32 protein-coding genes are annotated in these 25,184 nt (G+C 69.3%); 20 read left to right on the forward strand and 12 right to left on the reverse strand.

Going from position 1 to position 25,184, the window contains the following annotated elements:
* Positions 1 to 68: 68 nt before the first annotated feature.
* From HQ312_RS05310 to HQ312_RS05335, 6 genes are all read right to left on the reverse strand, one after another.
* Positions 69 to 782 (reverse strand): phosphatidylserine decarboxylase, encoded by a 714-nt coding sequence (locus HQ312_RS05310; RefSeq protein WP_222632066.1) that lies wholly within the window; start codon positions 780 to 782, stop codon positions 69 to 71.
* A gap of 110 nt (positions 783 to 892) precedes the next feature.
* Positions 893 to 1,165, reverse strand: a complete 273-nt coding sequence (locus HQ312_RS05315) for a GlsB/YeaQ/YmgE family stress response membrane protein (RefSeq protein ID WP_027506256.1) — start codon at positions 1,163 to 1,165, stop codon at positions 893 to 895.
* 141 nt (positions 1,166 to 1,306) lie between these two features.
* A complete protein-coding gene (locus tag HQ312_RS05320; RefSeq protein WP_222638021.1) occupies positions 1,307 to 2,521 on the reverse strand; it encodes a sorbosone dehydrogenase family protein in 1,215 nt (404 codons plus the stop codon).
* Entirely contained in the window at positions 2,521 to 2,988 is a 468-nt protein-coding gene (locus HQ312_RS05325) for an SRPBCC family protein (RefSeq protein ID WP_222638022.1), read from the reverse strand. The genes HQ312_RS05320 and HQ312_RS05325 overlap by 1 nt, the downstream gene beginning before the upstream one ends.
* A gap of 43 nt (positions 2,989 to 3,031) precedes the next feature.
* Positions 3,032 to 3,484 (reverse strand): hypothetical protein, encoded by a 453-nt coding sequence (locus HQ312_RS05330; RefSeq protein WP_222638023.1) that lies wholly within the window; start codon positions 3,482 to 3,484, stop codon positions 3,032 to 3,034.
* Positions 3,475 to 4,014, reverse strand: coding sequence for an RNA polymerase sigma factor (locus tag HQ312_RS05335; RefSeq protein WP_231476391.1), 540 nt, complete (start codon positions 4,012 to 4,014; stop codon positions 3,475 to 3,477). Before HQ312_RS05335 ends, HQ312_RS05330 begins: the two co-directional genes overlap by 10 nt.
* A 122-nt stretch (positions 4,015 to 4,136) precedes the next feature.
* Here HQ312_RS05335 and HQ312_RS05340 point away from each other — a divergent pair, with 122 nt between their 5' ends.
* From HQ312_RS05340 to HQ312_RS05365, 6 genes are read left to right on the forward strand one after another with little or no spacing between them, the layout of a single operon-like run.
* Positions 4,137 to 4,622 (forward strand): Asp23/Gls24 family envelope stress response protein, encoded by a 486-nt coding sequence (locus HQ312_RS05340; protein WP_056441439.1) that lies wholly within the window; start codon positions 4,137 to 4,139, stop codon positions 4,620 to 4,622.
* Positions 4,619 to 5,005, forward strand: coding sequence for a hypothetical protein (locus HQ312_RS05345; protein WP_261782042.1), 387 nt, complete (start codon positions 4,619 to 4,621; stop codon positions 5,003 to 5,005). The genes HQ312_RS05340 and HQ312_RS05345 overlap by 4 nt, the downstream gene beginning before the upstream one ends.
* Positions 5,002 to 5,322: a hypothetical protein gene (locus tag HQ312_RS05350; RefSeq protein WP_222638024.1), complete on the forward strand. Its 321-nt coding sequence runs from the start codon at positions 5,002 to 5,004 to the stop codon at positions 5,320 to 5,322. The genes HQ312_RS05345 and HQ312_RS05350 overlap by 4 nt, the downstream gene beginning before the upstream one ends.
* Before the next feature lie 23 nt (positions 5,323 to 5,345).
* Positions 5,346 to 5,525, forward strand: a complete 180-nt coding sequence (locus HQ312_RS05355) for a DUF2273 domain-containing protein (RefSeq protein ID WP_027506261.1) — start codon at positions 5,346 to 5,348, stop codon at positions 5,523 to 5,525.
* Positions 5,518 to 6,342, forward strand: a complete 825-nt coding sequence (locus tag HQ312_RS05360; protein WP_222632056.1) for an Asp23/Gls24 family envelope stress response protein — start codon at positions 5,518 to 5,520, stop codon at positions 6,340 to 6,342. Before HQ312_RS05355 ends, HQ312_RS05360 begins: the two co-directional genes overlap by 8 nt.
* Positions 6,339 to 6,890, forward strand: a complete 552-nt coding sequence (locus HQ312_RS05365) for a hypothetical protein (RefSeq protein WP_222638025.1) — start codon at positions 6,339 to 6,341, stop codon at positions 6,888 to 6,890. The genes HQ312_RS05360 and HQ312_RS05365 overlap by 4 nt, the downstream gene beginning before the upstream one ends.
* A gap of 10 nt (positions 6,891 to 6,900) precedes the next feature.
* Here the strand turns inward: HQ312_RS05365 and HQ312_RS05370 are convergent, their stop codons facing one another.
* On the reverse strand, positions 6,901 to 7,281 hold the full coding sequence (locus HQ312_RS05370) for a DUF1304 domain-containing protein (RefSeq protein ID WP_027506264.1): 381 nt from the start codon (positions 7,279 to 7,281) through the stop codon (positions 6,901 to 6,903).
* A gap of 205 nt (positions 7,282 to 7,486) precedes the next feature.
* Between HQ312_RS05370 and HQ312_RS05375 the strand changes: the two genes are divergently transcribed.
* Entirely contained in the window at positions 7,487 to 7,816 is a 330-nt protein-coding gene (locus HQ312_RS05375) for a hypothetical protein (RefSeq protein WP_155957051.1), read from the forward strand.
* A 25-nt stretch (positions 7,817 to 7,841) separates the two neighbouring features.
* On the opposite strand, the gene HQ312_RS05380 is transcribed toward HQ312_RS05375, so the two are convergent.
* A complete protein-coding gene (locus tag HQ312_RS05380) occupies positions 7,842 to 8,252 on the reverse strand; it encodes a DUF5997 family protein (RefSeq protein ID WP_056441446.1) in 411 nt (136 codons plus the stop codon).
* Between the two features lie 168 nt (positions 8,253 to 8,420).
* Here HQ312_RS05380 and HQ312_RS05385 point away from each other — a divergent pair, with 168 nt between their 5' ends.
* From HQ312_RS05385 to HQ312_RS05420, 8 genes are all read left to right on the forward strand, one after another.
* Complete coding sequence (locus tag HQ312_RS05385) at positions 8,421 to 9,347, forward strand: LysR family transcriptional regulator (protein ID WP_222638026.1); 927 nt, start codon at positions 8,421 to 8,423, stop codon at positions 9,345 to 9,347.
* A 38-nt stretch (positions 9,348 to 9,385) separates the two neighbouring features.
* Complete coding sequence (locus HQ312_RS05390; protein WP_222638027.1) at positions 9,386 to 11,077, forward strand: FAD-dependent oxidoreductase; 1,692 nt, start codon at positions 9,386 to 9,388, stop codon at positions 11,075 to 11,077.
* Positions 11,078 to 11,108: 31 nt separating this feature from the next.
* Complete coding sequence (locus HQ312_RS05395; RefSeq protein ID WP_222638028.1) at positions 11,109 to 12,563, forward strand: ATP-binding protein; 1,455 nt, start codon at positions 11,109 to 11,111, stop codon at positions 12,561 to 12,563.
* Positions 12,560 to 12,904 (forward strand): UBP-type zinc finger domain-containing protein, encoded by a 345-nt coding sequence (locus HQ312_RS05400; RefSeq protein ID WP_056441460.1) that lies wholly within the window; start codon positions 12,560 to 12,562, stop codon positions 12,902 to 12,904. Before HQ312_RS05395 ends, HQ312_RS05400 begins: the two co-directional genes overlap by 4 nt.
* A 75-nt stretch (positions 12,905 to 12,979) precedes the next feature.
* Positions 12,980 to 13,555 carry a DUF6764 family protein gene (locus HQ312_RS05405; RefSeq protein ID WP_261782043.1) on the forward strand — a complete coding sequence of 192 codons (576 nt, stop codon included), beginning with the start codon at positions 12,980 to 12,982 and terminating at the stop codon, positions 13,553 to 13,555.
* Positions 13,556 to 13,560: 5 nt separating this feature from the next.
* A complete protein-coding gene (locus HQ312_RS05410; RefSeq protein WP_222638029.1) occupies positions 13,561 to 14,412 on the forward strand; it encodes a DMT family transporter in 852 nt (283 codons plus the stop codon).
* Positions 14,413 to 14,466: 54 nt separating this feature from the next.
* Complete coding sequence (locus HQ312_RS05415) at positions 14,467 to 15,261, forward strand: HAD-IIA family hydrolase (protein ID WP_027506272.1); 795 nt, start codon at positions 14,467 to 14,469, stop codon at positions 15,259 to 15,261.
* Entirely contained in the window at positions 15,261 to 16,202 is a 942-nt protein-coding gene (locus HQ312_RS05420) for a serine/threonine-protein kinase (protein WP_222638030.1), read from the forward strand. Before HQ312_RS05415 ends, HQ312_RS05420 begins: the two co-directional genes overlap by 1 nt.
* On the opposite strand, the gene HQ312_RS05425 is transcribed toward HQ312_RS05420, so the two are convergent.
* Entirely contained in the window at positions 16,199 to 17,650 is a 1,452-nt protein-coding gene (locus HQ312_RS05425; protein ID WP_197027817.1) for an amino acid permease, read from the reverse strand. The two genes, HQ312_RS05420 and HQ312_RS05425, sit on opposite strands and share 4 nt — an antisense overlap.
* 403 nt (positions 17,651 to 18,053) lie before the next feature.
* Here HQ312_RS05425 and groL point away from each other — a divergent pair, with 403 nt between their 5' ends.
* Both groL and HQ312_RS05435 read left to right on the forward strand, forming a co-directional pair.
* Positions 18,054 to 19,679 (forward strand): chaperonin GroEL, encoded by a 1,626-nt coding sequence (groL, locus tag HQ312_RS05430; RefSeq protein WP_027506274.1) that lies wholly within the window; start codon positions 18,054 to 18,056, stop codon positions 19,677 to 19,679.
* A 99-nt stretch (positions 19,680 to 19,778) separates the two neighbouring features.
* Entirely contained in the window at positions 19,779 to 20,270 is a 492-nt protein-coding gene (locus tag HQ312_RS05435; RefSeq protein ID WP_222638031.1) for an alpha/beta hydrolase, read from the forward strand.
* Positions 20,271 to 20,326: 56 nt separating this feature from the next.
* Here the strand turns inward: HQ312_RS05435 and HQ312_RS05440 are convergent, their stop codons facing one another.
* Together HQ312_RS05440 and HQ312_RS05445 are read right to left on the reverse strand one after the other, a co-directional pair.
* Complete coding sequence (locus HQ312_RS05440) at positions 20,327 to 21,166, reverse strand: DUF559 domain-containing protein (RefSeq protein WP_222638032.1); 840 nt, start codon at positions 21,164 to 21,166, stop codon at positions 20,327 to 20,329.
* A gap of 169 nt (positions 21,167 to 21,335) precedes the next feature.
* A complete protein-coding gene (locus tag HQ312_RS05445; protein ID WP_222638033.1) occupies positions 21,336 to 22,250 on the reverse strand; it encodes an oxygenase MpaB family protein in 915 nt (304 codons plus the stop codon).
* A gap of 54 nt (positions 22,251 to 22,304) precedes the next feature.
* Here HQ312_RS05445 and HQ312_RS05450 point away from each other — a divergent pair, with 54 nt between their 5' ends.
* Both HQ312_RS05450 and HQ312_RS05455 read left to right on the forward strand, forming a co-directional pair.
* Positions 22,305 to 22,886: a TetR/AcrR family transcriptional regulator gene (locus tag HQ312_RS05450; protein WP_222638034.1), complete on the forward strand. Its 582-nt coding sequence runs from the start codon at positions 22,305 to 22,307 to the stop codon at positions 22,884 to 22,886.
* A gap of 8 nt (positions 22,887 to 22,894) precedes the next feature.
* A complete protein-coding gene (locus HQ312_RS05455; protein WP_222638035.1) occupies positions 22,895 to 23,794 on the forward strand; it encodes an alpha/beta fold hydrolase in 900 nt (299 codons plus the stop codon).
* On the opposite strand, the gene HQ312_RS05460 is transcribed toward HQ312_RS05455, so the two are convergent.
* A complete protein-coding gene (locus tag HQ312_RS05460) occupies positions 23,791 to 24,111 on the reverse strand; it encodes a putative quinol monooxygenase (protein ID WP_027506279.1) in 321 nt (106 codons plus the stop codon). The two genes, HQ312_RS05455 and HQ312_RS05460, sit on opposite strands and share 4 nt — an antisense overlap.
* Before the next feature lie 72 nt (positions 24,112 to 24,183).
* Between HQ312_RS05460 and ligD the strand changes: the two genes are divergently transcribed.
* Positions 24,184 to 25,137, forward strand: a complete 954-nt coding sequence (gene ligD / locus HQ312_RS05465; protein ID WP_222638036.1) for a non-homologous end-joining DNA ligase — start codon at positions 24,184 to 24,186, stop codon at positions 25,135 to 25,137.
* Positions 25,138 to 25,184 lie beyond the last annotated feature (47 nt).

Below are 25,184 nucleotides of genomic sequence, written 5' to 3' on the forward strand. Positions count from 1 at the left end.
GGCGCTGGGCAACAGGCGGACCGCGCCCTGGCGGCCGGTGGACTCGTCGGCCTGCTCGCGTGCCGCGCTCACGGAAGCTCGGCCAGAACCGTCTCGGCTCCGATGGCGCGCTGCCCGACGATCACCGCCGTCCGCGACCCCTCCGGGAAGTAGGTGTCGACGCGCGAACCGAAGCGGATCAGTCCGTAGGTGTCGCCGATGGTGAGCGAGTCGCCCACGGACGTGGTGTTGACGATGCGTCGCGCGAGCAGTCCGGCGATCTGTACGACCGCCAGGTCGTGACCCGACGGTGTGCGCAGATGCATGCTGGTGCGCTCGTTGACCTCGCTGGCGTCGGCGAGGTCGGCCGACAGGAACTGTCCGGCCTTGTGCACCACAGCCTCGACCGTGCCGGACACCGGGACGCGCTGGACGTGGACGTCGAGCACGGACAGGAAGATGCTGACCCGCGGCAGCGGAGCGGTGCCGAGGTTCAACTCGGCGGGCGGCACCGCGTGGTCGACGAGTGCGACCTCACCGTCGGCGGGGGCCACGACAACCCCGGCCCGATTCGGCGGGACGCGCGGAGGGTGGCGGAAGAAGCCCGCCATGGCTCCCGCGGTGAGCAGCGAGGCGGTGCGGACGATCCGGTGGCGGCGGCCGAGTCCGGCGAGCGCCAACGGCACCGCGACGAACGGGGCACCGGCGGGATGCAGCGGCGGAATACTGCGCCGCACCAGGTCCACGATGTGTCCTGCTCCGGTCGGTTCAGGCGTACCAGGGGGGACAGGTCTGCGGGCCACGGGCTCCTCTTACGTCGATTCGGGCGGACTCTCACGGCCCGAGGGGAGTGCGGACACGACTCGGGGCCCCTCACAGATTACGTGAGGGGCCCCGAGAGGTGGGGTCTGCGTCAGACGCGCGAACCGCGTCCCGTGACTGCCTTGACGATGAACAGCAGGATGCACGCGCCGATGAGGCACGTGACGAAGCTGAAGATGATGCCGCCGCCCTGGACGTCGACGCCGAACGCGCGGAGCAGGAATCCACCCAGCAGGCCGCCGATGATGCCGACGACGATGTTGAGGATGATGCCCTGCTGCGCATCCGTCTTCATGATCTTGCTGCCGATCCATCCGGCGAGTCCGCCGATGATGATCCAACCGATGATGCCCAGACCCAACATGATGGAACCTCTTTCAGATCAGCTTTGCTGCCCGTGGACCGGGCATGACTACTGACCTTCTGTACCCGGCCCCGATACTCAGCAAACGTTAAGCCGACCGTCGGCACATCACGATCCGGCCTCGACTGTGTGACGGCGGAACTACTGCGGTGTGACCAGCAGGATCTGGTCGGTGTCGCCGTTGTCGGTCGTCACGAGCAGCGTCCCGTCCGGTTGTGCCGACACCGTGCGGATGCGGCCGTACTCGCTGAGAGCGGGAATCGTCGACTGCGCGTCCACCGTGGTGCCGTCGTCGGAGAGATCGAGGAGCAGGACCTCCTGGCCCTTCTGCACGCCGACGGCGAGCATGCCGTTCCACGCGCCCCAGGCGTCACCGTCGAGGAACGTGGCCGACGCGGTGGCGATGGTGCTCGGGCCCGAGCTCCACACCGCGTTCCGGGCGCCGGGTACACGGTCCGGATCGGTCATCGCGACGGACTCGTCGTAGCCGCCGCCGCGGTCCGGGCGGTACCCGTAGTTGCCGCCCGCCGCGAGGAGGTTCACCTCGTCGTCCCGCGACGTGCCCTGTTCGACGGAGAAGATCTGATCGGTGCCGGGCCGGGCGGCCAGTCCCTGGACGTTGCGGTGGCCGAGTGTGAAGACCGGGCTCGCGGGGTCGGGATTGCCTGCGGCCGGTGCGCCCGTGGCGGCGTCGACCCGGAGGACCTTGCCGCCGAGCGACGTCGGGTCCTGCGGAACGGTGCCCTGAGCCGAGTCGCCGGTGCCGATGAACAGGGTGCCGTCGGCGTTCGCCAGCACCCGGCATCCGCCGTGGCGACCGGAGGTGACCGGGAACCCGGAGACGACGGTGCGCTCACGCGTGAGGCTCGCGTAGTCGTCGGCCACGGTCCATGCGACCACGCCGATGGTGGGGTCGTCGCCTCGAATGCCCTGGCAGGAGTACAGGGTCCGATCGGTCTCGAAGGTCGGTGACAGTGCGAGGCCCATCAGACCGGTCTCCGATCCGACGAACAGATCGCCGAGATCGGCGCTGATCGGTGTCGGCTCACCACCGGGCCGGATCGCGGTGAAGCGGCCGGGGCGCTCGTCGAAGATCACGGTGCCGTCCGGCGCCCGGACCACGTCCCACGGGTGATCGAGCCCGGTGGCCAGTGAGGAGACGACGACGTTCGGGACGGCGCTCGCGGCGTCCGCGGACGTCGGTCCCGGTGTCGTTGCCTGCGATGTCGGCGATTCGGGGGTGCCGGCCGCGGGGGAGGCGTCGGACTCGGTCGTGGTCGAGCACGCCGTCGTCGCCAGAGCAGCGGACAGGGCGAGGCCGGCGAGGGCGCGGGTCGTGCGGGCGCGAGGGGTCATCACTTCACGGTACGAGCAGAACCCTCGGCCGCGTCCTTGATCTTCGCCAGGGTGGACGCCATGCCCCGCTCGAGTTCGGCCTCGAAGTTGCGTGTGCCGCCCAGCACCAGTCGCACCGCGGTGTCGGAGACCTTGGTGGTGCCGCCGGGTGCCTCGCGACGCTCGGTCACGCGTGTGCCCGTCTCGGTCGGTTCCAGGAAGTAGGACCACACCGTGTGGTTCTCGGTGATGCGGAACGCGAGCAGTCGCTCGGGCTCGAGGCGCACGACCCGCGACGTCGTGGGCCACACGAGGGGTCCGCGCCGATTGACGTTGAGCGTGCGGGTGCCCACGCGCAGTGGGCCGAACACCTTCATCACCGCGCACTGGGGGCTCCACTCACCCATGCGCTTCAGGTCGGACACCACGGACCAGACCGCGCTCGGCGGTGCATCGATGTCGACGCTGACGGACAGGGGTGTGGCCATGGAGTTCTCCCGGTGTGTTCAGGCAGGCTGGGTGGTGACGCCGTCAGGGTAGTAGGACGTCCACGACGTGCACCGCGACGTCCTCCGCCGTGAGAGCGGTGCCGAGCGTGGTGTTCACCGCGTCGGCCGTCCTCCCGGTCAGTGTCACCGCCAGCGCGGCCATGTCCTGGCCGTACGTCACGGCGATGTCCAGGGACACCCCGGTACACCGGCGTCCGTCGACGTCGAGATCGATGCCCTTGACCCCGCAGGGCAGTTCCGACAGGGCGCGGGCGATGGACAGGAGCACCAGGTGGTCGCCCACCCGGAGCGAGTCGCCGTCGACGAAACCCGGGTGCGAGGCGTCCAGCGCGCGTGTCCGCCGAGCCGTCGCGCGGAGTGCGGCGAGGATCGCCGTGCTGGCCTCGACCCAGGACGGCACCTCCTCGTCGCGCAGTTCCTGTGCGGCGCGGCTGAGCACGGGATCGTCCGGCTCGTCCGCCGTGTCTAACGCCATGACGCCATCCTCTCGCTCAGAGTGGTTCGTGCGCGGGTGACCTGACCGCGCACCGCGGACGGCGACATGGACAGGATCTCCCCGATCTCGACATGAGTCATTCCCTCGACCTCGCGGAGCAACCAGCACGAGCGCTGCATCTGTGGCAGTGCCCCGAGGGCCACGCGCAGCTCGGCGAGGAACCCCGATTCCGTCGCCCGCACCTCCGGATCGTCCGACACGTCGCTGACGGCGTCGTCGAACAGCCACTCCTCGTGCGGACGGGGGATGCGGCGCCGCGTGGCGTCGATGGCCTTGTGTGCGGTGATGCCGAACAGCCATGTGCGCAGCGCCGAGTCGGACCGGTAGTTGCCGAGGCTCTTCCAGGCCGCGACGAACGCGTCCTGGACCACCTCCTCCGCGACGCCGTCGTCACGCAACATGTTGCGGGCGTACCGGAACATCGCGGGACCGTGCGTGCGGACGATCTCCTCGAACGCGCCGCGGTCACCGATGACCGCAGCGTCGACGAGAGCCGCATCGCTGTCCACGGAGCAGATTCGAACCAGTGGGTGTGAAACGACAGTGGTGTGGCATACATCACATCCGCATACGTTTTCCTCGGTCCGCCTCGACCTACTCCCGACACAACGAACCCGAAAGGATGACGTAGATGACGACAGCACAGGGATCCACCACGTCCACCACCGCCACCGGCTCGAACGGTGCGCTGGACAAGAAGACCGACTCCACCGGTGCACTGGTCGCGTCCGACGGCCGCACCACCATCGCGGACGTCGTCGTGTCCAAGATCGCCGGCATCGCCACCCGTGAGGTCCAGGGCGTGCACGACGTGGGCGGCGGCGCGACCCGCGCCATCGGTGCACTGCGCGAGCGCATCCCCGGCGCCCGGGTCAACCACTCGCAGGGCGTGTCCGTGGAGGTCGGCGAGAGCCAGGCAGCCGTCGACATCGACATCGTGGCCGACTACGGCGTGTCCATCGCGGATCTCGCGGCGGGCATCCGTCGCAACGTGATCGACGCGGTCGAGCGGATGACCGGCCTGCAGGTCACCGAGGTCAACATCACCGTGCACGACGTCTTCCTGTTCGAGGAAGAAGACGAGCGCGACGACGCAGCACCCGCACGCGTTCGATGAGCCCCGCGGCACCGTCGGGCAGCGATCGCGCCGATCTCGTCGCGGACGCGGTCGTCGCGGTGGACGGAGTCGCCTCGTTGCACGGCGGGATGTTCGGCGAGATCGGCACCTACCTTCCCGGTAGGCGCGTCGCTGGAGTCGCGATCCGGGACGACGGTACCGAGATCCACATCGCCGTGACCCCGGACGCCGTCGTACGCGAGACGGCCGACGCGGTTCGCCGCGCCGTCCGTGCGGTGATCGATGCCCCGGTGCACGTCGTGGTCGAGGACGTGGCGTCGCCGTCGGACGGCGGCGCCGACACAGGGTCCTCCGGACCGGAACCGACCGAGTCCTCCGAGCCGGGGTCGACCTCGGCTCCCGGGGGTACTCTCCGCCCGTGACCCAGCCTCGTCCGCCGCACGCCGACCCCGCCTATCGCGAGGCTCGGCGTGCGGCGGCGAGAGCGCACCATCCCGACGCCGGGGGCGACGCCGAGTCGCTCATCCGTGCGTTGCGCGACATCGACGCGAAGTTCTCCCGCGGGACCGTCGCGACGCAGGTGGTCGTCGGCGTCTCCCGACGACGGCTCGCCGTTCGCCGCCTGTCCCGGGTCCGTCGACTGCTGCCCACGCGGCGCACCTACGTCGACCTGCCCACGAGCTCGGCCGACCGGCCACTCAGACCCACGGACCCACGTTCTCCCTCCCGGGAGAACTGACCGCTCTCCACGATCGGAGCACCATGACTTCCTCGACCATCGGCCTTCTCGCCGGCCTCCTTCTGGCAGTCGCTGCCGCAGCCGGCGGATTCACCGGATTCCTCGTCGCTCTCGTCCTGGGTGCGATCGGGTTCGCCGTCGGCGCGTACCGCGACGGAAACTTCGACCCCGAGGCACTCCTGCGAGGTCGCGGCCGTGGCTGACACCGCCCCGAGCGACACGGCGGACGGAGCGGACACCGTCTCGAAAGACCTGTCCGACAGGCCCGACCCCGGGACGATCGACCCCGCGCAGCGTGGGTCGCTCACAGTCCTCGATCGCGCGGTCGAGTCCATCGCCGACGCCTCCCTCGGTCGCACCGACGGTGTCGTCACCTCCGGCGGGAGCTTCGGCCGCAAACCGTCCCGTGTGAAGGTGACGAAGCAGGACGACCGCGTACGCGCTGCCGTCGACGTGACCGTGGCGTGGCCGCGCTCGGCGGCGTCCGTCGCCGACGATCTCCGCCGCGACATCGCGCGCGGCATGACCGACTCGGGCCTGCGCACGGATTCCGTCGACGTACACGTCGGCGACTTCGGTTCCGTGTCCTCGTCCGCCGCGCCGGCGTCGGGCGCGACTCCGGCGCCGACCACCCGGCCGCTCGCGGCTCCGGCCGCGACCCCGATCGCGATCGTGGTGTCGCTGCTGCTCCTCGCCGGGGCGGGTGTGCTGATCCGCGACGCGCTGGTCGGATTCTCCGTCATCAGCGGTCGAGAGTGGACGGCGAGCGCACTCGACTGGATCGACGGACTCACACCCCTGTCCTGGATGTTCCCCGCGGGCATCGCCGTGGCGGTCGTCGGAGTTCTGGTCGTCCTGGCCTCGCTCAAGTGGCGCGCCCGTCGGTACCGGTCCAGCGGGATCGCGGACGACGTGTGGGTGCACAAGGCCGACCTGGCGAAGGTGACCGAGCCGGAACCCACGGTGGCGGCCGCACCCGAGACCACGGCCACCCCGACTGTCGCAGGAGGCGAGAAATGAAGCGGACCACGGTGTTCTTCGACCGCCTCGGTGTCCTGATCATCGGACTCGCGCTCGTGGCCGTCGGCGGTGGCGCCGCACTGTGGCAGCGCGATCGACTCCCGTTCGAACTCACCGAGGTCGACGCGTCGGTGGTGACCGACGCGCAGGACCAGCAGTGGTGGCCGTGGGCTCTCCTCGGCGCCGGAGTGCTGATCGCGCTGCTCGTGTTGTTCTCACTGGTACGAAGGCTGCCGTCCTCAGCGGGGCGCACCCTGTCGCTGCCGGTCACCGGCGATCCCGACGGCCGCGTGACCGTCGATCTGCGATCGGTCGCTCACAGGGCGGCCGACACCGCCCGCGAGGTCGACGGGGTGAAGTCCGCGCGTGCGCGTCTGCGTCACGAGCGGTCCGACGGTCGCCGTGTCCCGGTGATCACCGTGGTGGTGCGGGCCGAGGAGTCCGCATCGCTGCGCACCGTGGCGGAGAAGTTGACGGACGTGCGCAGCGCGGTCGCGTCGGTCGTCGGCGACGGTGCCGTCGGCGTTCGGGTACTGCTCTCGGCCTGACCCTCGCGGCTCAGAGCGCGAGTGCGGTGGCCACGACGGCCAGTCCTGCCGGGACGATCTGCACGAGCGCGCCCTTCATCATCCGACGGTCGGTGCCGAGCAGAACACTGCCGGCGCCGACCATCGATCCCGCGGACACGAAGACCAGGACGGCGCCGACGGTGTGATTCCCCGCCGCCAGGTTCACCGCGCCGACCGCGGCACCCACCGCGAGGAACAGGTTGTAGAAGCCCTGGTTGAAGGCCCACCGCTCGACGACGTCGACGTGGGAGTCCTCCCGCACGCCGAAGACGTGACGGCCCTTGGTGCGGAAGACCAAGGACTCCAGAACGAAGATGTACACGTGGAGCGCGGCGGCGAGAGCGGCCAGAACAGCAGCGACGGCGGTCATGCCGGTCAGTATGCGCCGCACCTGCCACACGGCACGGGGCCAGCACCAGTTGTGTTTTCTCACGAAGTTGTCACAGGAGCCCCGGGACCCTCGTCCGGCGCGTACGCTTCGGCCCACGGACGAGATGGTGTATCGCTCCACGATCCCGCTTCGTTACACACAGATTCGGCGTCGTGTCGACGCCCCTCGTGTCGGGGAGAACCACATGCACGACCTTCTGGCGCACCGCTCACACGCGGTCAACACCGGCCACACCGAGATGATCCGCGCGGTCTTCTGCGACGAGTTCGAGATCGGCGTGGACCAGGACGTCCTGACCACCATCTCGTGCGGCGACATCGGGCAGTGGGTGTCCGATCTGCGGTTCACCGGCCTGTTCCTGCCGGGTGAGATCGAGGCCATCGAGCGCCAGTGGAACACCGACCCCGCAGGTCTGGTCGCCGCGCTCATGGGCGGCATCGACGAGGTCGGGCGGCGCCGCTCGGCGCATCAGGCTCCGCAGGTCGACGTGGTCGCCCAGCGCTTCGTCGGCTGACCCGGCTCGCCGGGCCGCGCGTCCGTCAGCGGTTCTTCGGGGGCCTGTTGGTCTGCGCCCGGCGCGCCTCTTCCTTCTCCTTCACGCGGACGGCCTCGCGCTGCACCTCCGCGTAGTTCTCGCGTTCGGCCTTCAGCCAGTCCGGTTCCTCGGCGGACAGCGCGTCGATCTCGGCCTGCGTCATCGAGTCGGACACGTCGTTGCGCGCCAGTGCGGTGTTGGTGACGCCGAGTTTGCGCGCCACGACGTCGCGGGGGAACGGCCCCGCCGTCCACAGATCGCTCAACCACTGCGGCGGGTTCTGGCGCAGAGCCTCGAGGTCGCCTCGCGTGATGGGCTGGGAGCGGAACTCCTCCGGCGCCGCCGGCAGGAAGATCCCGAGCTTGGCAGCAGCCGTCAGAGGCTTCATCGTCTGGGCGTTCAGGTCCTGGCTCACCGCGCCAGCGTAGCGCCCGCACGGCCGACCACGGCCGAGCGCAGCGGGAAGTCGGCCGAGCGCAGCGGGAAGTCGGCCGAGCGCAGCGGGAAGTCGGCCGAGCGCAGCGGGAAGTCGGCCGAGCGCAGCGGGAAGTCGGCCGAGCGCAGCGGGGACTACGCTGGCCCGGTGAACGATGCGACCGTCCTGCGCTGGTACATCAAGGTCGCCGAGACGCTCGCGTTCGGGCGCGCGGCGAAGGCGCTGAACATCTCCCGGCTCCGACTGAGTGCCGCGGTCAAGGAACTCCAGGACGAGGTCGGCGAACCCCTGTTCGTTCCGGGCGACGGGCCCACCGAACTCACCGAGGCCGGACGGGCTCTGCTCGACCGGGCCCGCGACATCGTGGCGGAGGACGATCGCCGCCGCGCCGAGGAGGCTGCGGCAGCGCCGGCGCGGCCGACGCTGCGGGTCGGTTTCGTTCCGGGAGTGACGGTCACGAAATGGACCCGGATCTGGGCGGATCGCCACCCCGGCACCGACCTGCAGACGGTCGTCGTCGAGGAGTCGGACCAGCTCGACGCGCTGCGGACGGGTGTGGTCGACATGTGCTTCGTGCGGGAGCCCGCCGAGCGGGAGGGGCTGCACTGCGTCCCGCTGTACTCCGAGGTCGCCGTCGTGGTGGTGCCCAAGGACCATCCGGCCGCGGCCTACGACGCCGTCACGCTCGGTGATCTCGAGGGCGAGTCGCTGCAGGACGGCTCCGACCGATCCGAGGCGACGCTGCCGACGACGCTCGAGATGGTGGCCGCAGGTGTCGGCCCGGTGCTCGTGCCGCACTCGTTGGCCCGACTGCACAGTCGCAAGGACCTGCTCTACCGGCCCGTCACCGACGCGGACCCCACCCGGATCTTCCTGGCCTGGCCCACATCGGTCGCCGCACCCGAGGAGGGAACACTCGACCTGCCGCAGGAGTTCCTGGGGGTGGTGCGCGGACGGGCCGCGCACAGCTCGCGTACCGAGTCCGAACGCGGGACACCGCCGAGGAAGAAGAAGAAGGCAGCTGCTCCGGGGCCGGCCGCCAAGCGAAGTCAGGTGCCCCGCCGACGACGCTGACATACTGTCGCCGTCGTGACGAGTGGAAAGGCGGGTTCGTGAGCGACCCAGCTCCCCGAAGTTCGGCCGGCGCGAGCAAGCCGGCCATCCTCACCGTGGACGACGATCCCGGGGTGTCCCGCGCCGTCGCCCGCGATCTGCGGCGCAAGTACGGCGAGAAGTACCGCATCATCCGGGCGGAGTCCGGCGAGTCCGCCCTGGAGGCGTTGCGAGAGATCGCGTTGCGCGGTGACCAGGTCGCGGTATTGCTTGCGGACTACCGCATGCCGTCGATGAGCGGTCTCGAGTTCCTCGAGCAGGCCATGGACATCTTCCCGTTCGCGCGCCGAGTGCTCCTCACGGCGTACGCGGACACCGACGCCGCCATCGAGGCGATCAATGTCGTCGACCTCGACTACTACCTGCTCAAGCCGTGGGATCCGCCGGAGGAGAAGCTGTACCCGGTGGTGGACACGCTGCTCGACGCGTGGCACGCCGCCGACATCCGGCCCATCCTGGAGACCAAGATCATCGCGGGTCGGTGGGCGTCTCGATCGTCGGAGATGCGCGAGTTCCTCGCCCGCAACAGGCTGCCGTACCGGTGGTTCCTCGCGGACGAGCCCGAGGGAGCGCGTCTGTTGGCGGCGGCGGGTCACGACGATCGCACGCTGCCGGTGGTGGTGTGCGCGGACGGGTCGTGTCTGCTCGACCCCACCGACACCGAGTTGGCCGAGTACTTCGGTCTGGGCACCACGCCGACGGAGGACTTCTACGACCTCGTCGTCGTGGGCGGCGGGCCCGCCGGCCTGGGCGCGGCCGTCTACGGCGCGTCCGAGGGTCTCCGGACGGTCCTCGTCGAGCGCACCGCGACGGGTGGGCAGGCGGGCCAGAGCTCGCGCATCGAGAACTACCTCGGTTTCCCGGACGGGGTGTCCGGCGCACAGCTGGCCGAGCGTGCACGTCGGCAGGCCGAGAAGTTCGGCGCCGAACTCGTCACCACCCGCGAGGTCGCGGGTGTCGAGGTCGACGGGCCGGCGCGCGTGGTGCGTCTGACCGACGGCAGTGCGATCGCCGCGCACTCGATCATCCTCGCCACGGGTGTCTCCTACCGACGGCATCCGGCGCCGGGGGTCGACGAGTTCGCCGGTCGCGGCGTCTTCTACGGCTCCGCGGTCACCGAGGCGGTCGGCTGTACCGATCAGGACGTGTACATCGTGGGCGGCGCGAACTCCGCCGGTCAGGCAGCGATGTACCTGTCGAAGTGGGCGCGGTCGGTGACCATCGTGGTGCGCGCCGAGTCGCTGGAAGCCTCCATGTCGTACTACCTCGTGCAGCAGATCGAGAAGAACCCCGTCATCTCCGTCCGCCCCTGCACCGAGGTGACCGCCGCGCACGGCGATGGCCACCTCGAACAGATCACCCTGCGCGACAGGGTCTCCGGCGACGAGGAGACCGTCGACACGGGCTACCTGTTCCTCTTCATCGGGGCGGCGCCGCGGACCGAGTGGCTGGACGGCGTGGTGGTGCGCGACCGCCACGGCTTCGTCGTCTCGGGTCAGGACCTCACGGTCGACGGGGCCCGCCCGCCGGGCTGGTCGGTCGACCGCGCACCGCACCATCTCGAGACCAGCGTGCCCGGCATCTTCGCGGCGGGCGACGTGCGCGCGGACTCCGCCAAGCGCGTCGCGTCGGCCGTCGGTGAGGGTGCGATGGCCGTCATGCTCGTCCACCGCTATCTCGCCCAACCCTGACCACCGCACGCGTCCCGGAAGCTGGATCATCATGACCGAACTCGACTGCAGCACCGAGGAACTGAAGACGCTGTTCCTCTTCGAGTCGCTCGACGACGAGCAGCTCGAGCAACTGTGTGCCAACGGGCACGTGGAGATGATCGAGGCCGGTCCCGTGTTCGCGGAGGGCGACGACGCTACGTGCTTCTACGTGCTCCTCGACGGGGAACTGGTGCTGACCAAGATGTCCGGCGGCGAGAAGATCGAGGTGAACCGCACGTCGTCGCGGGGCGTCTACGCGGGTGCGTGGCAGGCGTACCTCGGGGACCGCGCCCCGCAGAAGTACATGTCGGGCATGGACGTGACGCGTCCGTCCCGGTTCTTCGTGCTCGACGCCGAGCGGTTCGGAGACCTGGTTCGAGAGTGGTTCCCCATGGCGGTCCACATGCTCGAGGGACTGTTCTTCGGTCAGCAGAGCAGCAAGCAGGTCATCGACCAGCGGGAGCGGTTGCTGGCGCTGGGGTCGCTGTCGGCCGGTCTGACACATGAGCTGAACAACCCGGCCGCCGCGGCGGTCCGTGCGACGGCGGCGCTGCGGGACCGGGTGTCGCACATGCGCCGCAAACTCGGCGTCATCGCGTCGGGCGTCTACGACACCGACTCCCTGACGGGTCTGATCCGCCTGCAGGACGAGGCCGCCGAACTGGTGGGCAAGGCGCCGGAGCTCACTCCCATGGAGGCCTCCGACCGGGAGGACGCGCTGGGGGAGTGGTTCGAGGACCACGGCATCTCCGACGGGTGGGACCTCGCCCCGACCTTCGTGCAGGCCGGCATCGAGGCCGACTGGCTCGAGCGCGTCGCCGCGGACACGGGGGCGGAGCTTCTCGAGAGCACGATCCGCTGGCTGAACTACACCATCGAGACCGAACTGCTCATGAACGAGATCTCCGATTCCACCACACGGGTGTCGACGCTGGTCAACGCCGCGAAGCAGTACTCGCAGATTGACCGTGCGCCGTTCCAGAAGGTGGATCTGCGGGTCCTCCTCAAGAGCACCCTGGTGATGCTCGGTCGCAAGATCGGCGACGACATCACGGTGGTCAAGGACTTCGACCCGGCGCTGCCTCCCGTCGCGGCGTACGCCGCGGAGCTCAACCAGGTGTGGACCAACCTCATCGACAACGCCGTACAGGCCATGGACGGCCACGGAACGCTCACTCTGCGCACGGCGCGGGAGAACGACACGGCCCTCATCGAGATCGGGGACACCGGCCCGGGGGTTCCGGAGGCGATCCGGTCCCGCATCTTCGAACCGTTCTTCACCACCAAGCCTGTGGGCGAGGGCACCGGTCTGGGCCTCGACATCTCGTGGCGGATCGTGGTGAAGAAGCACGGCGGCGACCTACGGTTGCTGTCGGAGCCGGGAGACACCCGGTTCCAGGTACGAATACCGATCGACGGCCCGGCCGGGGCGCCGATGCCGACCGCAGAGGAGGAAGTCGGATGAGCACGAACGGAATCGACACCGCGGTACCGCCCAGCGGCACGGGCTGCGTGGAGTGCGACGCCACCGACGGGTGGTGGGTGCACCTGCGTCGGTGCGCTCAGTGCGGCCACGTCGGATGCTGTGACTCCTCACCGTCGCAGCACGCGAGTGCCCATGCCGCGACCAGCGGTCATCCCGTCGTGCAGTCGTTCGAACCCGGGGAGACGTGGTTCTGGAACTACGTCACCGAGGAGGGCTTCGACGGTCCCGAACTCGCTGCGCCGCAGCATCATCCGATGGACCAGACGGTGCCCGGACCGTCGTCTCGGGTCCCCTGGGACTGGCAGCGCCACGTCCGCTGAACCCAACATCGAATCGTTATGGAGTTACCCGCCGGTAGGGACGAGCGGGCGGTAAGGTCTGCGGTGCATTGCACGATGCATTCTCTCGCACAGCCTCAGGAGCCGTCCGTGTCGTTCATCCCCACCTCGTCCTTCTTCTCCAACGCCACGCGCTCGGATCGAAGTTCCTCTCGTGCAACGCGATTCGGCGCAGCCGTCGCGGTCGGCGCCACCATCGCCGCAGGGGCGATCCTCGGTACCGGGGTGGCGTCCGCGGCTCCGGTCACCTGCGTGTCCCCGCCCGCGGCCAACGACATCCAGGTGAGCGACACGGCCAGCTGCGGAGCCAAGGCCACCGGCGCCGGCGTCGCCACGTCGTCGGCGTCCGAGAGCGGTACCGCGGTCAGCGTCGCCGACGGCGGGCGCTCGACGTCGAACGCCACCGGCTTCGGCACCGCGCTGAGTGCCGTTCTGGGAGCGGGTACCTCGTACTCGTACTCCTTCGGTGGCGGCATCTCGCAGTCCTTCGCCACGAACGGAGCCACCTCCGTCGCCATCGCCGGGTACGGCGGCGGCGCGACGGCCAGCACGGTCACGGGCGTGAACTGCGCCGGTCTCAACTCCTTCGCTCTCGACCTCTCCACCGGGCGGTCCTGCATCGCCGGTCTGTAACCGTCGTGAACGCCACCGTCCTGGCGGTGCTCTGCGCCGTCGGGGCGGCGGTGTGCATCGCTGTCGGTACCGTCGTCCGCCAGCGGTCGGCGGCGTCGATTCCCGACGAGTCCGTCGGTCGGCTGGGACCCATCACCACGCTGATCCGCGAGCCGCTGTGGTGGATCGGCACGGTCGTCGGCATCGGCGGCTACGGCCTGCAGGCGGCGGCGTTGGGGCTCGGATCCCTTCTCCTGGTGCAGCCGCTCCTCGTGTTGTCCCTGCTGTTCGCGCTGCCGCTGGGTGCTCGGTTCTCCGGCCGCACCGTGTCGGCGAAGGACTGGCTGTGGGCTGCCGCGCTGACGGCGGCCATCGCGGTCCTCGTCGTCGTGGGCGATCCGCGGCCCGGCGTGGAACGCGCCGAGACGCGGCACTGGGTCGTCGTTCTCTGCGTCGGAATCCCGTTGGTTCTCGCCTGTGTTCTCGGCGCGCGCAGCGGCTCCCGGTCCCGGCGCGCCCTGCTGCTGGGACTGGCCGGCGGTGCGCTGTTCGGCGTCGCGGCCGTGCTGACGAAGAGTGTCGTCCACCTCGCCGGACGCGGACCAGAGCCGCTGCTGACCTCGGTCGAGCCGTACGCGCTCGTCGCCGTGGCCGTGGTCGCGATCTCGCTGCAGCAGTCGGCCTTCCAGGTGGGTGCGTTGCAGGCCTCGCTGCCCGCGACGACCGTGATGGAACCGATGGTCGCGTCGCTGCTGGGATTTGTCGTGCTGGGCGAGTACCTCGACGCCGATCGTGAGGTCACGGTGGTGCTGGTCGCCGCCCTGATTCTCGTGGTGGTCTCGGCGGTGGCCCTGGCCCGGTCCGCGGGCGCGGCCTAGAACGTCGAACCCGCCCATCCTGCCCCGAACCCGTAGCGGCACTAGGCTCGTCGCATGAGTCCGATCGGTGGGGTGCTGTTCGACATCGACGGTGTGCTCATGACCAGTTGGCGTCCCGTGCCCGGGGCCGCGGAGACGGTGAGCACGCTGCGCAGCAACGACGTGGCGTGCGCGTTCCTGACCAACACCACGTCGAAGACGCGGGAGCAGATCTCCGACGCGCTCACCGATGCGGGCATCGAGGTGCACGCCGACGAGATCGTCACCGCGGCCACTCTCACCGCCGACCACCTGCGGACGCGGTACCCCGGTGCACGGTGCGTCCTCCTCAACAGCGGCCGGATCGCCGACGATCTGCCCGGCGTGGAGTGGGTCGACAGCGATCCGGACGTGGTGGTGCTCGGCGGCGCCGGCGAGCAGTTCACCCACGAGGCGCTCAGCCGGGTCTACGACTGGATGTGTCAGGGCGTGCCCGTCGTCGCGATGCACCGCAGCCTCATGTGGACCACGGCCGAGGGGCTGCGCATCGACACGGGCATGTATCTGACGGGCATGGAATCGGCGTCCGGCCGCACGGCGACGGCCGTCGGCAAGCCGGCGCCGCTCGGTTTCCAGACGTCGGCGGAACGCATGGGCGTCGATCCGGACCTGGTGGTGATGGTCGGGGACGATCTCGACAACGACGTGCTCGCCGCCCAGGTCGTCGGCATGCGCGGCATGTTGGTCCGCACGGGCAAGTTCCGTCAGGAACGCCTCGACCGGCACGCACGCGACCAGTACGCGATGCAACCGGCGTTCGTCGTCGACTCCGTCGCGGACCTGCCGGCGGTGCTGGAGATCGGTCGGTAGTGGTCCTGCGGCCGGGATCCGAGTTCGCGGGGTTCCGCGTCGAGAGACTGCTCGGTCACGGCGGCACCGCCGAGGTGTATCTCGCCCGACGTGGATCGGCAGCGCCGGAGACCCTGAAGATCCTGCGTGCGGACGCCCCGCGGGACGCGTTCGCGGCCGAGGTGCGGATCGGGGCCCTGCTGCAGCACCCGAACATCGTCGCGGCGCACGATCACGGCGAGTTCCGCGGGCGGCCGTGGATGTCGATGTCGCACGTCGACGGGTACAGCGCCGCCCGCCTCGTCGCGCGCGGACAGATCCCACTCGACGTGCACCGAGCCGCCCGCATCGTCGACGGCGTGGCGAGAGCCCTCGACCACGCGCACGGTCTCGGGATCGTCCACCGGGACGTCAAGCCGGCCAACATCCTGCTCGCGAGTGTCGCCGATGCGGACACCCGGGAGCAGATTCTGCTGTCCGACTGGCAAATCGCCCGGTCGACGTCCTCGCCGACACCGCTGGTGTCGGACGACGGGACGGTGCTGACGTCGATCGGCTACGCGGCACCCGAACTGCTGCGGGGCGGCACGCTCACCGCCCGCACCGACATCTACGCGCTCGGTGCCACCCTCGTCGAACTGCTCACGGGACGGCCGCCGTTCCCGCTGGCGACTCCGTTCGCCGTCATGGACGCCCAGCTGAGGCGGACCCCGCCGTCCGTCAGCTCGCGTCGGGCCGACCTGCCGACCCGCCTCGACGCCGTCGTGCAGCGCGCGCTGGCCAAGGAGCCGGCGGACCGGTTCGCGTCGTGCCACGACCTGAGCGTGGCGGTGGCGCGGGCCCTGAGGGACCACGCGCCACCTGAGCCCGGCCGGCCTCCGGCCTCCCCGCCACCTGAGCCCGGCCGGCCTCCGGCCTCCCCGCCACCTGTGCCCGGTCGGCCCTGGTACCGACGTCGCTAGTCGCTCGGCGTCTCGGGATCCGTCGGCCGGTTCGCGACGACGGGGTACTTGCCCGTGTAGCCCATCCGCTCCTCGGCGACGCTGAGGACGCGGGCCCGGACGAGGAACCAGCCGCCGATGAGCATCGGCACGATGACGACGAGTGTGGCGACGGTCCACGTCCCGATCGGCGCGTCGAGCGCCATGAGCACCAGCACCGCAGCGAGGAACGCGAGCGTCGCGTAGCTCGTGTACGGCGCCCCGAAGAGCCGGAACGACGGCCGTTCGAGGATGCCCTTGCGGCTCCACCGGTAGAGCTGCAGCTGGCAGAGCACGATGGTCGCCCACGAGGCGATGATGCCGAGGGCCGACATGTTGAGCACGATCTCGAACGCCTCGCCGGGCTTGAACGCGTTGAGCGCCACGCCGAGCAGTGTCAGGGCGCCGGTGAGCAGGATGCCGCCGTAGGGGACACCGTTCCGGCTCATCCGCGCCGTGAACGACGGCGCGCTGCCGTTCATCGCCATCGATCGCAGGATGCGGCCCGTCGAGTACAGCCCCGCGTTGAGGCTGGACAGCGCTGCGGTGACCACGACGATGTTCATGATCGTGCCGGCGCCGTCGACGCCGATACGGGAGAAGAACGTGACGAAGGGGCTCTCCCCGGCCCGGTAGGTGGTGTACGGCAACAGCAGCGCCAGCAGGATCAGCGATCCCACGTAGAACACCGCGATGCGGAAGATGACGGAGTTGATGGCCCGCGGCATCACCTTCGCCGGGTTCTCGGTCTCTCCGGCCGCGGTCCCGACCAGCTCGACGGCCGCGTAGGCGAAGACGACACCTGACGTGACGATGACCAGCGGCCACGCCCCGGTGGGGAAGAGGCCGCCGTTGCCTGAGATGACGCCGAAGCCGGTCGACTGGCCGTCGACGTCGAAACGACCGGCGAGGAAGACGGTGCCCACGACCAGGAAGGTCACCAGCGCCGCGACCTTGATCATGGCCGCCCAGAACTCCATCTCGCCGAACCACTTCACCGACACCAGGTTCACGGCGAGCACGATGGCCAGTGCGATCAGGGCGATGGTCCATTGCGGGATGCCCTTGAAGGCGCCCCAGTAGTGCATGTACGTCGCGACGGCCGTGACGTCGACGATCGCCGTCATCGCCCAGTTGAGGAAGTACATCCACCCGGCCGCGTAGGCGGCCTTCTCGCCGTAGAACTCGCGGGCGTAGGAGACGAACGATCCGGAGGACGGGCGGTGGAGCACCAGCTCGCCGAGCGCTCGGAGGATGAAGAAGACGAAGACGCCGCAGACGGCGTAGATGATGAACAGGCCCGGGCCCGCGGACTCGAGGCGGCCGCCCGCGCCGAGGAACAGGCCGGTGCCGATCGCGCCGCCGATGGCGATCATCTGCAGTTGCCGAGGTTTCAGGCCCTTGTCGTAGCCCTCCTCCTCGTGTGCCATCGCCGAGTTGTCGTAACCGGTGTCGACTGCATCGGACACGATGTGGTCCTTTCGTCCGCAGAGGTGGGCGGGTGTATATGTCCGATTCGCGTGGATTCTGTTGTGGCGCGCGACAACTGGTCGCGTCACACATTCTTCTCACGCGTGAGTCGGTCGTCGTTCCGGCACGTGAACACCGTGTGAATCGCGACCACTCGACGACGACCTTGCACTCGACCACCTCGACTGCTAGAAATCTGGTTGGCACTCGCGTACTGTGAGTGCCAGGTCGAAGAGGTGAGATCGGGAATCATCGACACCCCTGGTCGTCCGTCGCGGGCACCGACTCGGCCGGATGTGGAAAGGGAGCGACCCACCCGCGGTCGCTTCGTGTGTCACCCCCAATCCGGAGGATCACTTCGCAATGGCCAAGATCATCGCGTTCGACGAAGAGGCACGCCGTGGCCTCGAACGGGGCTTGAACAGCCTCGCCGACGCAGTCAAGGTGACGTTGGGCCCCAAGGGTCGCAACGTCGTACTCGAGAAGAAGTGGGGCGCGCCCACGATCACCAACGATGGTGTGTCCATCGCCAAGGAGATCGAGCTGGAGGACCCGTACGAGAAGATCGGCGCAGAGCTGGTCAAAGAGGTCGCCAAGAAGACCGACGACGTCGCAGGTGACGGCACCACCACCGCGACCGTTCTCGCTCAGGCACTCGTCCGCGAAGGCCTGCGCAACGTCGCAGCCGGCGCGAACCCGCTCGGCCTCAAGCGCGGCATCGAGGCAGCCGTCGCCGCTGTCACCGAGTCCCTGCTGAAGTCCGCCAAGGAGATCGACACCAAGGAGCAGATCGCTGCGACCGCTGGTATCTCCGCAGGCGACGCGTCCATCGGCGAGCTCATCGCCGAGGCCATGGACAAGGTCGGCAAGGAAGGCGTCATCACGGTCGAGGAGTCCAACACCTTCGGCCTGCAGCTCGAGCTCACCGAGGGCATGCGCTTCGACAAGGGCTACATCTCGGGATACTTCGTCACCGACGCCGAGCGTCAGGAAGCCGTCCTCGAGGACGCGTACATCCTGCTCGTCAGCTCGAAGGTCTCCACCGTCAAGGACCTGCTGCCCCTGCTGGAGAAGGTCATCCAGTCCGGCAAGCCGCTCCTGATCATCGCCGAGGACGTCGAGGGCGAAGCGCTCTCCACCCTCGTCGTGAACAAGATCCGCGGCACCTTCAAGTCCGTCGCCGTCAAGGCACCGGGCTTCGGTGACCGTCGCAAGGCGCAGCTCGCCGACATCGCCATCCTCACCGGTGGCGAGGTCATCAGCGAAGAGGTCGGCCTCTCCCTCGAGGGTGCCGGACTCGAGCTGCTCGGCCAGGCTCGCAAGGTCGTCGTGACCAAGGACGAGACCACCATCATCGAGGGCTCCGGCGACGCCGACGCCATCGCGGGTCGTGTCTCGCAGATCCGTTCCGAGATCGAGAACTCCGACTCGGACTACGACCGTGAGAAGCTGCAGGAGCGCCTGGCCAAGCTGGCCGGTGGCGTTGCAGTCATCAAGGCCGGTGCCGCCACCGAGGTCGAGCTCAAGGAGCGCAAGCACCGCATCGAAGATGCCGTGCGCAACGCCAAGGCAGCTGTCGAGGAGGGCATCGTCGCCGGTGGTGGCGTCGCGCTGCTGCAGTCGGCTCCCGCACTCGAGAACCTCAACCTCACGGGCGACGAGGCCACCGGCGCGAACATCGTTCGCGTCGCCCTCGAGGCACCGCTGAAGCAGATCGCGTTCAACGCCGGCCTCGAGCCCGGCGTCGTCGCGGAGAAGGTGCGCAACCTCCCCCTCGGCCACGGCCTCAACGCCGCGACCAACGAGTACGAGGACCTGCTCGCCGCCGGCATCAACGACCCGGTCAAGGTCACCCGCTCGGCACTGCAGAACGCAGCGTCGATCGCGGCTCTGTTCCTCACCACCGAGGCCGTCGTCGCCGACAAGCCGGAGAAGGCCGGAGCGCCCGCGGGCGATCCGACCGGCGGCATGGGCGGCATGGACTTCTGAGTCCCGCTCCCTGATCGCACGAGAGCCGGTCACCCTCACGGGTGGCCGGCTCTCGGCGTTCCGCGGTGAGTTCCGGCGCCCCGTCGAGTCGGTAACGTCATGACGAGACTGCTGTTCGTCCACGGCGCCGGCGGCGAGGACGACGACGAGCCGTTGGCGGAGGAGTTCGGCGCGCTGCTCGGCGCGACGGTCGACATGCCCCGCATCCCGAGCGACGACATGAGCGTCGAGGCGTGGGCAGGACCGATACGCCGCGGCCTCGAGGCGAGGCCCGACGTCGTGATCGCCCACTCCTTCGGCGCCACCGTCCTGCTGCACGTGCTCGCCTCGCTCCCGGTTCCCGCCGCCACGTTGCTCGCGATGCCCGACTGGAGTGCCGCGGGCTGGGACGTCCACCAGTACGAGTGGCCGACCGTCCCGCCGGAGGTCTCCCTGACGCTGCACCACTGCCGCGACGACGACGTGGTGCCGTTCGCGCACCTGGCACTGGCCTCCGCGCGGCTCCCGGGCGCTCGGGTGGTCGAGCACCAGCGGGGTGGGCACCAGTTCGAGGGTGCCGTCGGGGAGGTGGTGGCGTCGATGCGGCTGTAGCCACACGATCGTCGACGATTCCGCGCATCCGCAGAATCACCGGTGATCGTGTGTGCTCACCCTCGCGCGAGCGATCGTCGTCGGCGTACCGTCTGAACGATCTCGTCCGCGACTGCAGCCACGCTCGCCTTCACCGTGGCAGCGGAGTACCGCAGAACCAGCCAGTCGTCCAACACCAGTGCGTTCTGTCGGCGACGATCGCTGGTGAAGACGTCTGCAGCCGTGTGGAACTCACGCCCATCGATCTCCACCACCACGCGCCCGCGCCGGTCCACCAGATCTCCGTAGTACGGGCCGACCTTGCCATTGATTTCCAGGTGCATGTTGCGGGCGGTGAGAGCTCGCGCCACCATGCGCTCGGGTTCGGACAGTGTGTTGGGGCATGCTCGCCGCAACTGGTCACGCAGCAGACGCATGCCGGTCATCCCCTTCGCCTCGTCGCACAGCTGAGCCAGGGAACGCCAGCTCACCGCCCGTGACAGCGCCCTGTCGATCACCTTCTCGAACTGCGGCCGGGTCAACGTGCCGGCGACGTCGAGGATCGCGTGTTCGAGGGACACGACAGGTGTGTCCCCCAACCATCTGACGTTCGTCAGAGCCCGGCGATGAACACGCACCCAGTTCGGGCCACCCGCGTACCCCGTCGGCGGCACCGTCACGTGGACCATGGAGGGTTCCGCGGGCAGCAGCCCCCAGATCCAGGCTGCGGTGTCGTGACTCGCGACGGCGTGCGGTTTCCACAGTCGGACCGCCGCACACCTGTCCTCGTACGTGGGTGGTTCGGTGGAGTACACGCCGGGCAGCAGTCGGTGCAGTTCGCCGCGCGCTGCTCTGCGATCGACGGTCGCGCCGCTGATGCCCCCGGCGATCAGCTGTCGTCTGGTGTGGACTCCCATCGGCCGAGTGTGAGTTGCTCGCGTGCTGTCGAGGTCTGGCGGTGGTCCGCGCCTGTGGACGAAGCGCTCGTTCGTGCACAACGAGGTCCACCAGCTTGCGTGTGGAGCCACACGATGTTGATCGATGTCGCGGTTCTGCACAATCGAGGGCGATTCCGACGACTCAGCCTCAGCGCCCGGGAACGTAGTGCCGCGGGTTCTGCCGACGACCCGCGGGCGGGAGGTTGCGGTCCGGGGTCTCGACCAGCGGGGCGGTGGCGGGGATCCGGCCGGCGGCGCGGTCCAGTCCGGCGCGCGCACGCGGATGCTTGCGCCGCCGCGCCGGCACGGCCCGGAACGCCACGTTCACCAGGAAACCCAGCCGCCGCAGCCAGCGCTCGTCCCGATCGGTCCAGGTGTAGCCCAGCAGGTCTCGGACCGCCGGGTCGTAGAGCCCGACGGTGATGCGCCGGAAGGTGCGGTCGACGACCGGGCGCATCCGGGCCCACAGCCACTCGGGTAGTGGCAGGAACGGTGGCACCGGCACGGACGACATGTCGAGGACCAGGCGCGCGGCCGGGGTGTCCTCCAGAACGGTGCGGCACATCCGGTCCCAGTACGCCTGGAAGTCGGACCACGTCTCGGGCACGGGGCGCATGCTCATGCCGTACAGGGCGTACCACCGTCGGTGCTCGTCGAACAGTTGCTCTCGCTCGGCCTCGGTGATGCCGCCCATGAAGTACTCGGCGGTGCGCATGGTGCCCACGAAGAACGTGGCGTGCGCCCAGTAGAAGATGTCGGGATCGAGGGCGTGGTAGGGGCGCCCGTGAGCATCGAGACCGCTGATGTCGTTGTGGTAGCGCCTGATTCGTTCCGCGGTCTCGGGTGCGCGGTCACCGTCGAACACGACGCCGCCGATGGGATAGAGCGAGCGCATGACGCGCTCCCAGCGCTCGACCTCGAACGTCGAGTGCTCGCTGACGGCCGTGCCGAGACCCGGGTGCATGTTCTGCATCGAGCCGGCCCACGGTCCCTGCAGGATCCCGCGCCAGTCCCCGAACCATCGCCAGGTGAGGGAGTCGGGGCCGAGCGTTTGACTACGCATGTTGTCACCGTAGAGTCGAGCGAGCACGGCAGTCAACAGTGAGGTGTCATCGACGTGACCACGCTCGAGGCGCGACGCGAGCAGCGGCGCGCGGCACTGCTCACGGCCGGGATCGATCTGCTGGGAGCGGTCGGTGGTCCCGCTGTGAGTGTGCGGGCGGTGTGCTCGCGGGCGTCGTTGACCGAGCGCTACTTCTACGAGAACTTCGGCGACCGTGACTCGTTCGTCCGCACGGTGTACACCGCGGTGGCCGAGGAGGGGCGCGATGCACTGGTCCGCGCGGTGGGTCAGGCCCGCCGCCCGGAGGAGCGCGCACGCCGCGCCGTCACCGCGTTCGTCGAGCTCATGATCGACCGTCCCGAACACGGCCGAGTGCTGTTGTCGGCGCCGTTCGCCGATCCGGCGCTGAGCACCTGGGGGCGGCGCACCATGCCGATCTTCGTCGCGCTCATCGGCGACAACCTGCCCGCCGAGTCGAACGACGTCGACCGCCTGCTGACTGCGACCGGTGTCGTCGGGTCGCTGACCGCCCTGTTCACGGCGTACCTCGACGGCGAGATCGTGGTGGAACGGCAGCACTTCGTCGACCACTGCACGGCCCTGGTGCTGTCTGCGAGCAACCGACGCACGGCATGATGGCGGGCATGGAGCTGGTGCGCGCAGGAGTGCTCGACGTGGGCGTCGAGCGGTACGGAGACCCGAGCGGCCCGTCGGTCGTGTTGCTGCACGGGTTTCCGTACGACACCCGGTCCTACGACGACGTCGCCCGACTGCTGGCCGACACGGGTGCCGACGTGGTGGTGCCGTACCTGCGCGGCTTCGGGCCCACGCGGTTCGTCGAGGACTCCACGATGCGGTCGGGAGAGCAGGCCGCGTTGGCGCACGATCTGCACGACCTCATCGGGGCGATGGCACTCGACCGTCCGATCGTCGCCGGCTACGACTGGGGTGGCCGCGCGGCGTGCGCGGTGGCGGCGCTGTGGCCCGAGTCGGTGTCGGGTCTGGTCAGCGTGTCCGGCTACCTGGTGCAGGACATCGAGGCTGCCGTGACGACGCCGGCACCGCCGCACCTCGAGAAGCGGTACTGGTACCAGTACTACCTGCACTCGGAGCGCGGCCGCGCCGGCCTCGCTGCCTACCGCGCGGAGATCGCGCAGACGTTGTGGACCGACTGGTCGCCGACGTGGCGGTTCGGAGACTCCGAATTCGCCGCCACCGCAGCATCGTTCGACAACCCGGACTTCGTCGACGTCGCGGTGCACTCGTATCGACACCGGTACGGACTCGCGGCGGGGGACCCGCGGTACGCGGCCACGCAGGACGCGCTCGCCGGGCAGCCGTCGATCACGGTGCCGACCGTCGTCCTCGATCCGACGGAGGACACGGTCGCCGCCCTGTACGGATCGCCCGACCACGGCGCGCACTTCACGGATCTCGTCGACGTGCGTGCGGTCGACGCCGGCCACAACCCGCCGCAGGAACTGCCGGGGGTGTTCGCCGACGCCCTCCGCACGCTCGCCGAGATCGTGGACGCGCGGAACTAGACCGCGAGTTCGCCGAGCTCCGACCAGTCGGTGCCCTCCACCTCGGTGCTGACGATCTTCGGAGTCTCCTGCAGGTACGGCGGGAGATCCTTCTGCGCCTGCTTGAAGTGGTCCGACTGCACGTGTGTCGCACCGGCATCCGGGTCGCGGAAGGCCTCGACGAGGACGTACTCGGTGGGATCGTCGAGTGTGCGCGACCAGAAGTACCAGAGGCATCCCTCCTCCGCCTGGCAGGCCTCGGTGAAGGCTCGCGAGATCTCGGGCCAGTCGTCCGCGTGCTCTGCCTTCACTCGGAACTTGGCGGTGATGAAGATCAAGGGGTGCTCCTTCGCTCGTACGAACTCCGACGTGTTCCTGTGTACCCCCTCGGGCCGCACTAGTATCGCGTCATGGCAGCCACGTCACCGGCGATCGAACTCGAGGTCAGCGGACGCACGGTGCGGGTGTCCAACCCCGACCGCGTGTACTTCCCGGCGAGCGGAGCCACCAAGCGTGATCTCGTCGAGTACTACCTGTCTGTCGGCGACGGCATCGTGCGCGCGCTGCGGGAGCGGCCCTGCATGATGCACCGGTTCCCCGACGGTCTCGCCGGGGAGAAGGTGCACCAGAAGCGGTTGCCGAAAGGCGCTCCGGACTGGATGGAGACGGTGCGGGTCACCTTCCCGCGCTACAACCGCACCGCGGACGAACTCTGCGTCACCGAACTGGCGCACGTGATCTGGGCCGTGCAGATGTCGACGGTGGAGTTCCATCCGTGGAACAGCCGGCGCGCCGACGTGGAGAGTCCGGACGAGTGGCGCATCGATCTGGATCCGATGCCGGACTGCTCCTTCGACCGGGTGCGCCGGGTGGCGGCGGTGACGCGCGAGGTGCTCGACGAACTCGGTGCCGTCGGGTGGCCGAAGACGTCGGGCGGCAACGGGTTGCACGTGTACGTGCGTATCGCGCCGGAGCAGGGCTTCGCCGATGTCCGCAGGGCCGCACTGGCGTTCGCTCGGGAAGTGGAGCGGCGCGCGCCGGACGACGTGACCACGACGTGGTGGCGCAAGGACCGCGACCCGACGAAGTTGTTCGTCGACTACAACCAGAACGCCCGCGACCACACCATCGCGAGCGCGTACTCCGTGCGCGGCAATCAGGACGCGACGGTGTCGACGCCGATCACGTGGGACGAGATCGCCGACGTGGAGCCGCGGGACCTCACCATGTACACGGTGCCGTCCCGATTCGCGGATCTCGGTGATCTGCACGCAGGAATCGACGATGCCGTGTACTCGATCGCCCCGCTGATCGAGTGGGCCGAGCGCGACGAGCGGGCGGGGCTCACCGAACCCGAGGAGTGACCGGATCGTTCTCTGTGGCCGTGTGTTCTCACAACACGCAGCGGAGG

The organism is Rhodococcus sp. BP-316, assembly GCF_019836105.1.
GTDB lineage: Bacteria > Actinomycetota > Actinomycetes > Mycobacteriales > Mycobacteriaceae > Rhodococcoides.

What these genes read in the sequence shown, in the direction of transcription:
- HQ312_RS05315 (WP_027506256.1), bottom strand. Translation starts at nt 1,165, where the DNA reads ATGTTGGGTCTGGGCATCATCGGTTGGATCATCATCGGCGGACTCGCC.
- HQ312_RS05320 (WP_222638021.1), bottom strand. Translation starts at nt 2,521, where the DNA reads ATGACCCCTCGCGCCCGCACGACCCGCGCCCTCGCCGGCCTCGCCCTG.
- HQ312_RS05325 (WP_222638022.1), bottom strand. Translation starts at nt 2,988, where the DNA reads ATGGCCACACCCCTGTCCGTCAGCGTCGACATCGATGCACCGCCGAGC.
- HQ312_RS05330 (WP_222638023.1), bottom strand. Translation starts at nt 3,484, where the DNA reads ATGGCGTTAGACACGGCGGACGAGCCGGACGATCCCGTGCTCAGCCGC.
- HQ312_RS05340 (WP_056441439.1), top strand. Translation starts at nt 4,137, where the DNA reads ATGACGACAGCACAGGGATCCACCACGTCCACCACCGCCACCGGCTCG.
- HQ312_RS05345 (WP_261782042.1), top strand. Translation starts at nt 4,619, where the DNA reads ATGAGCCCCGCGGCACCGTCGGGCAGCGATCGCGCCGATCTCGTCGCG.
- HQ312_RS05355 (WP_027506261.1), top strand. Translation starts at nt 5,346, where the DNA reads ATGACTTCCTCGACCATCGGCCTTCTCGCCGGCCTCCTTCTGGCAGTC.
- HQ312_RS05365 (WP_222638025.1), top strand. Translation starts at nt 6,339, where the DNA reads ATGAAGCGGACCACGGTGTTCTTCGACCGCCTCGGTGTCCTGATCATC.
- HQ312_RS05370 (WP_027506264.1), bottom strand. Translation starts at nt 7,281, where the DNA reads ATGACCGCCGTCGCTGCTGTTCTGGCCGCTCTCGCCGCCGCGCTCCAC.
- HQ312_RS05375 (WP_155957051.1), top strand. Translation starts at nt 7,487, where the DNA reads ATGCACGACCTTCTGGCGCACCGCTCACACGCGGTCAACACCGGCCAC.
- HQ312_RS05395 (WP_222638028.1), top strand. Translation starts at nt 11,109, where the DNA reads ATGACCGAACTCGACTGCAGCACCGAGGAACTGAAGACGCTGTTCCTC.
- HQ312_RS05400 (WP_056441460.1), top strand. Translation starts at nt 12,560, where the DNA reads ATGAGCACGAACGGAATCGACACCGCGGTACCGCCCAGCGGCACGGGC.
- HQ312_RS05405 (WP_261782043.1), top strand. Translation starts at nt 12,980, where the DNA reads ATGCATTCTCTCGCACAGCCTCAGGAGCCGTCCGTGTCGTTCATCCCC.
- HQ312_RS05415 (WP_027506272.1), top strand. Translation starts at nt 14,467, where the DNA reads ATGAGTCCGATCGGTGGGGTGCTGTTCGACATCGACGGTGTGCTCATG.
- HQ312_RS05425 (WP_197027817.1), bottom strand. Translation starts at nt 17,650, where the DNA reads ATGGCACACGAGGAGGAGGGCTACGACAAGGGCCTGAAACCTCGGCAA.
- groL (WP_027506274.1), top strand. Translation starts at nt 18,054, where the DNA reads ATGGCCAAGATCATCGCGTTCGACGAAGAGGCACGCCGTGGCCTCGAA.
- HQ312_RS05435 (WP_222638031.1), top strand. Translation starts at nt 19,779, where the DNA reads ATGACGAGACTGCTGTTCGTCCACGGCGCCGGCGGCGAGGACGACGAC.
- HQ312_RS05440 (WP_222638032.1), bottom strand. Translation starts at nt 21,166, where the DNA reads ATGGGAGTCCACACCAGACGACAGCTGATCGCCGGGGGCATCAGCGGC.
- HQ312_RS05445 (WP_222638033.1), bottom strand. Translation starts at nt 22,250, where the DNA reads ATGCGTAGTCAAACGCTCGGCCCCGACTCCCTCACCTGGCGATGGTTC.
- HQ312_RS05455 (WP_222638035.1), top strand. Translation starts at nt 22,895, where the DNA reads ATGGAGCTGGTGCGCGCAGGAGTGCTCGACGTGGGCGTCGAGCGGTAC.
- ligD (WP_222638036.1), top strand. Translation starts at nt 24,184, where the DNA reads ATGGCAGCCACGTCACCGGCGATCGAACTCGAGGTCAGCGGACGCACG.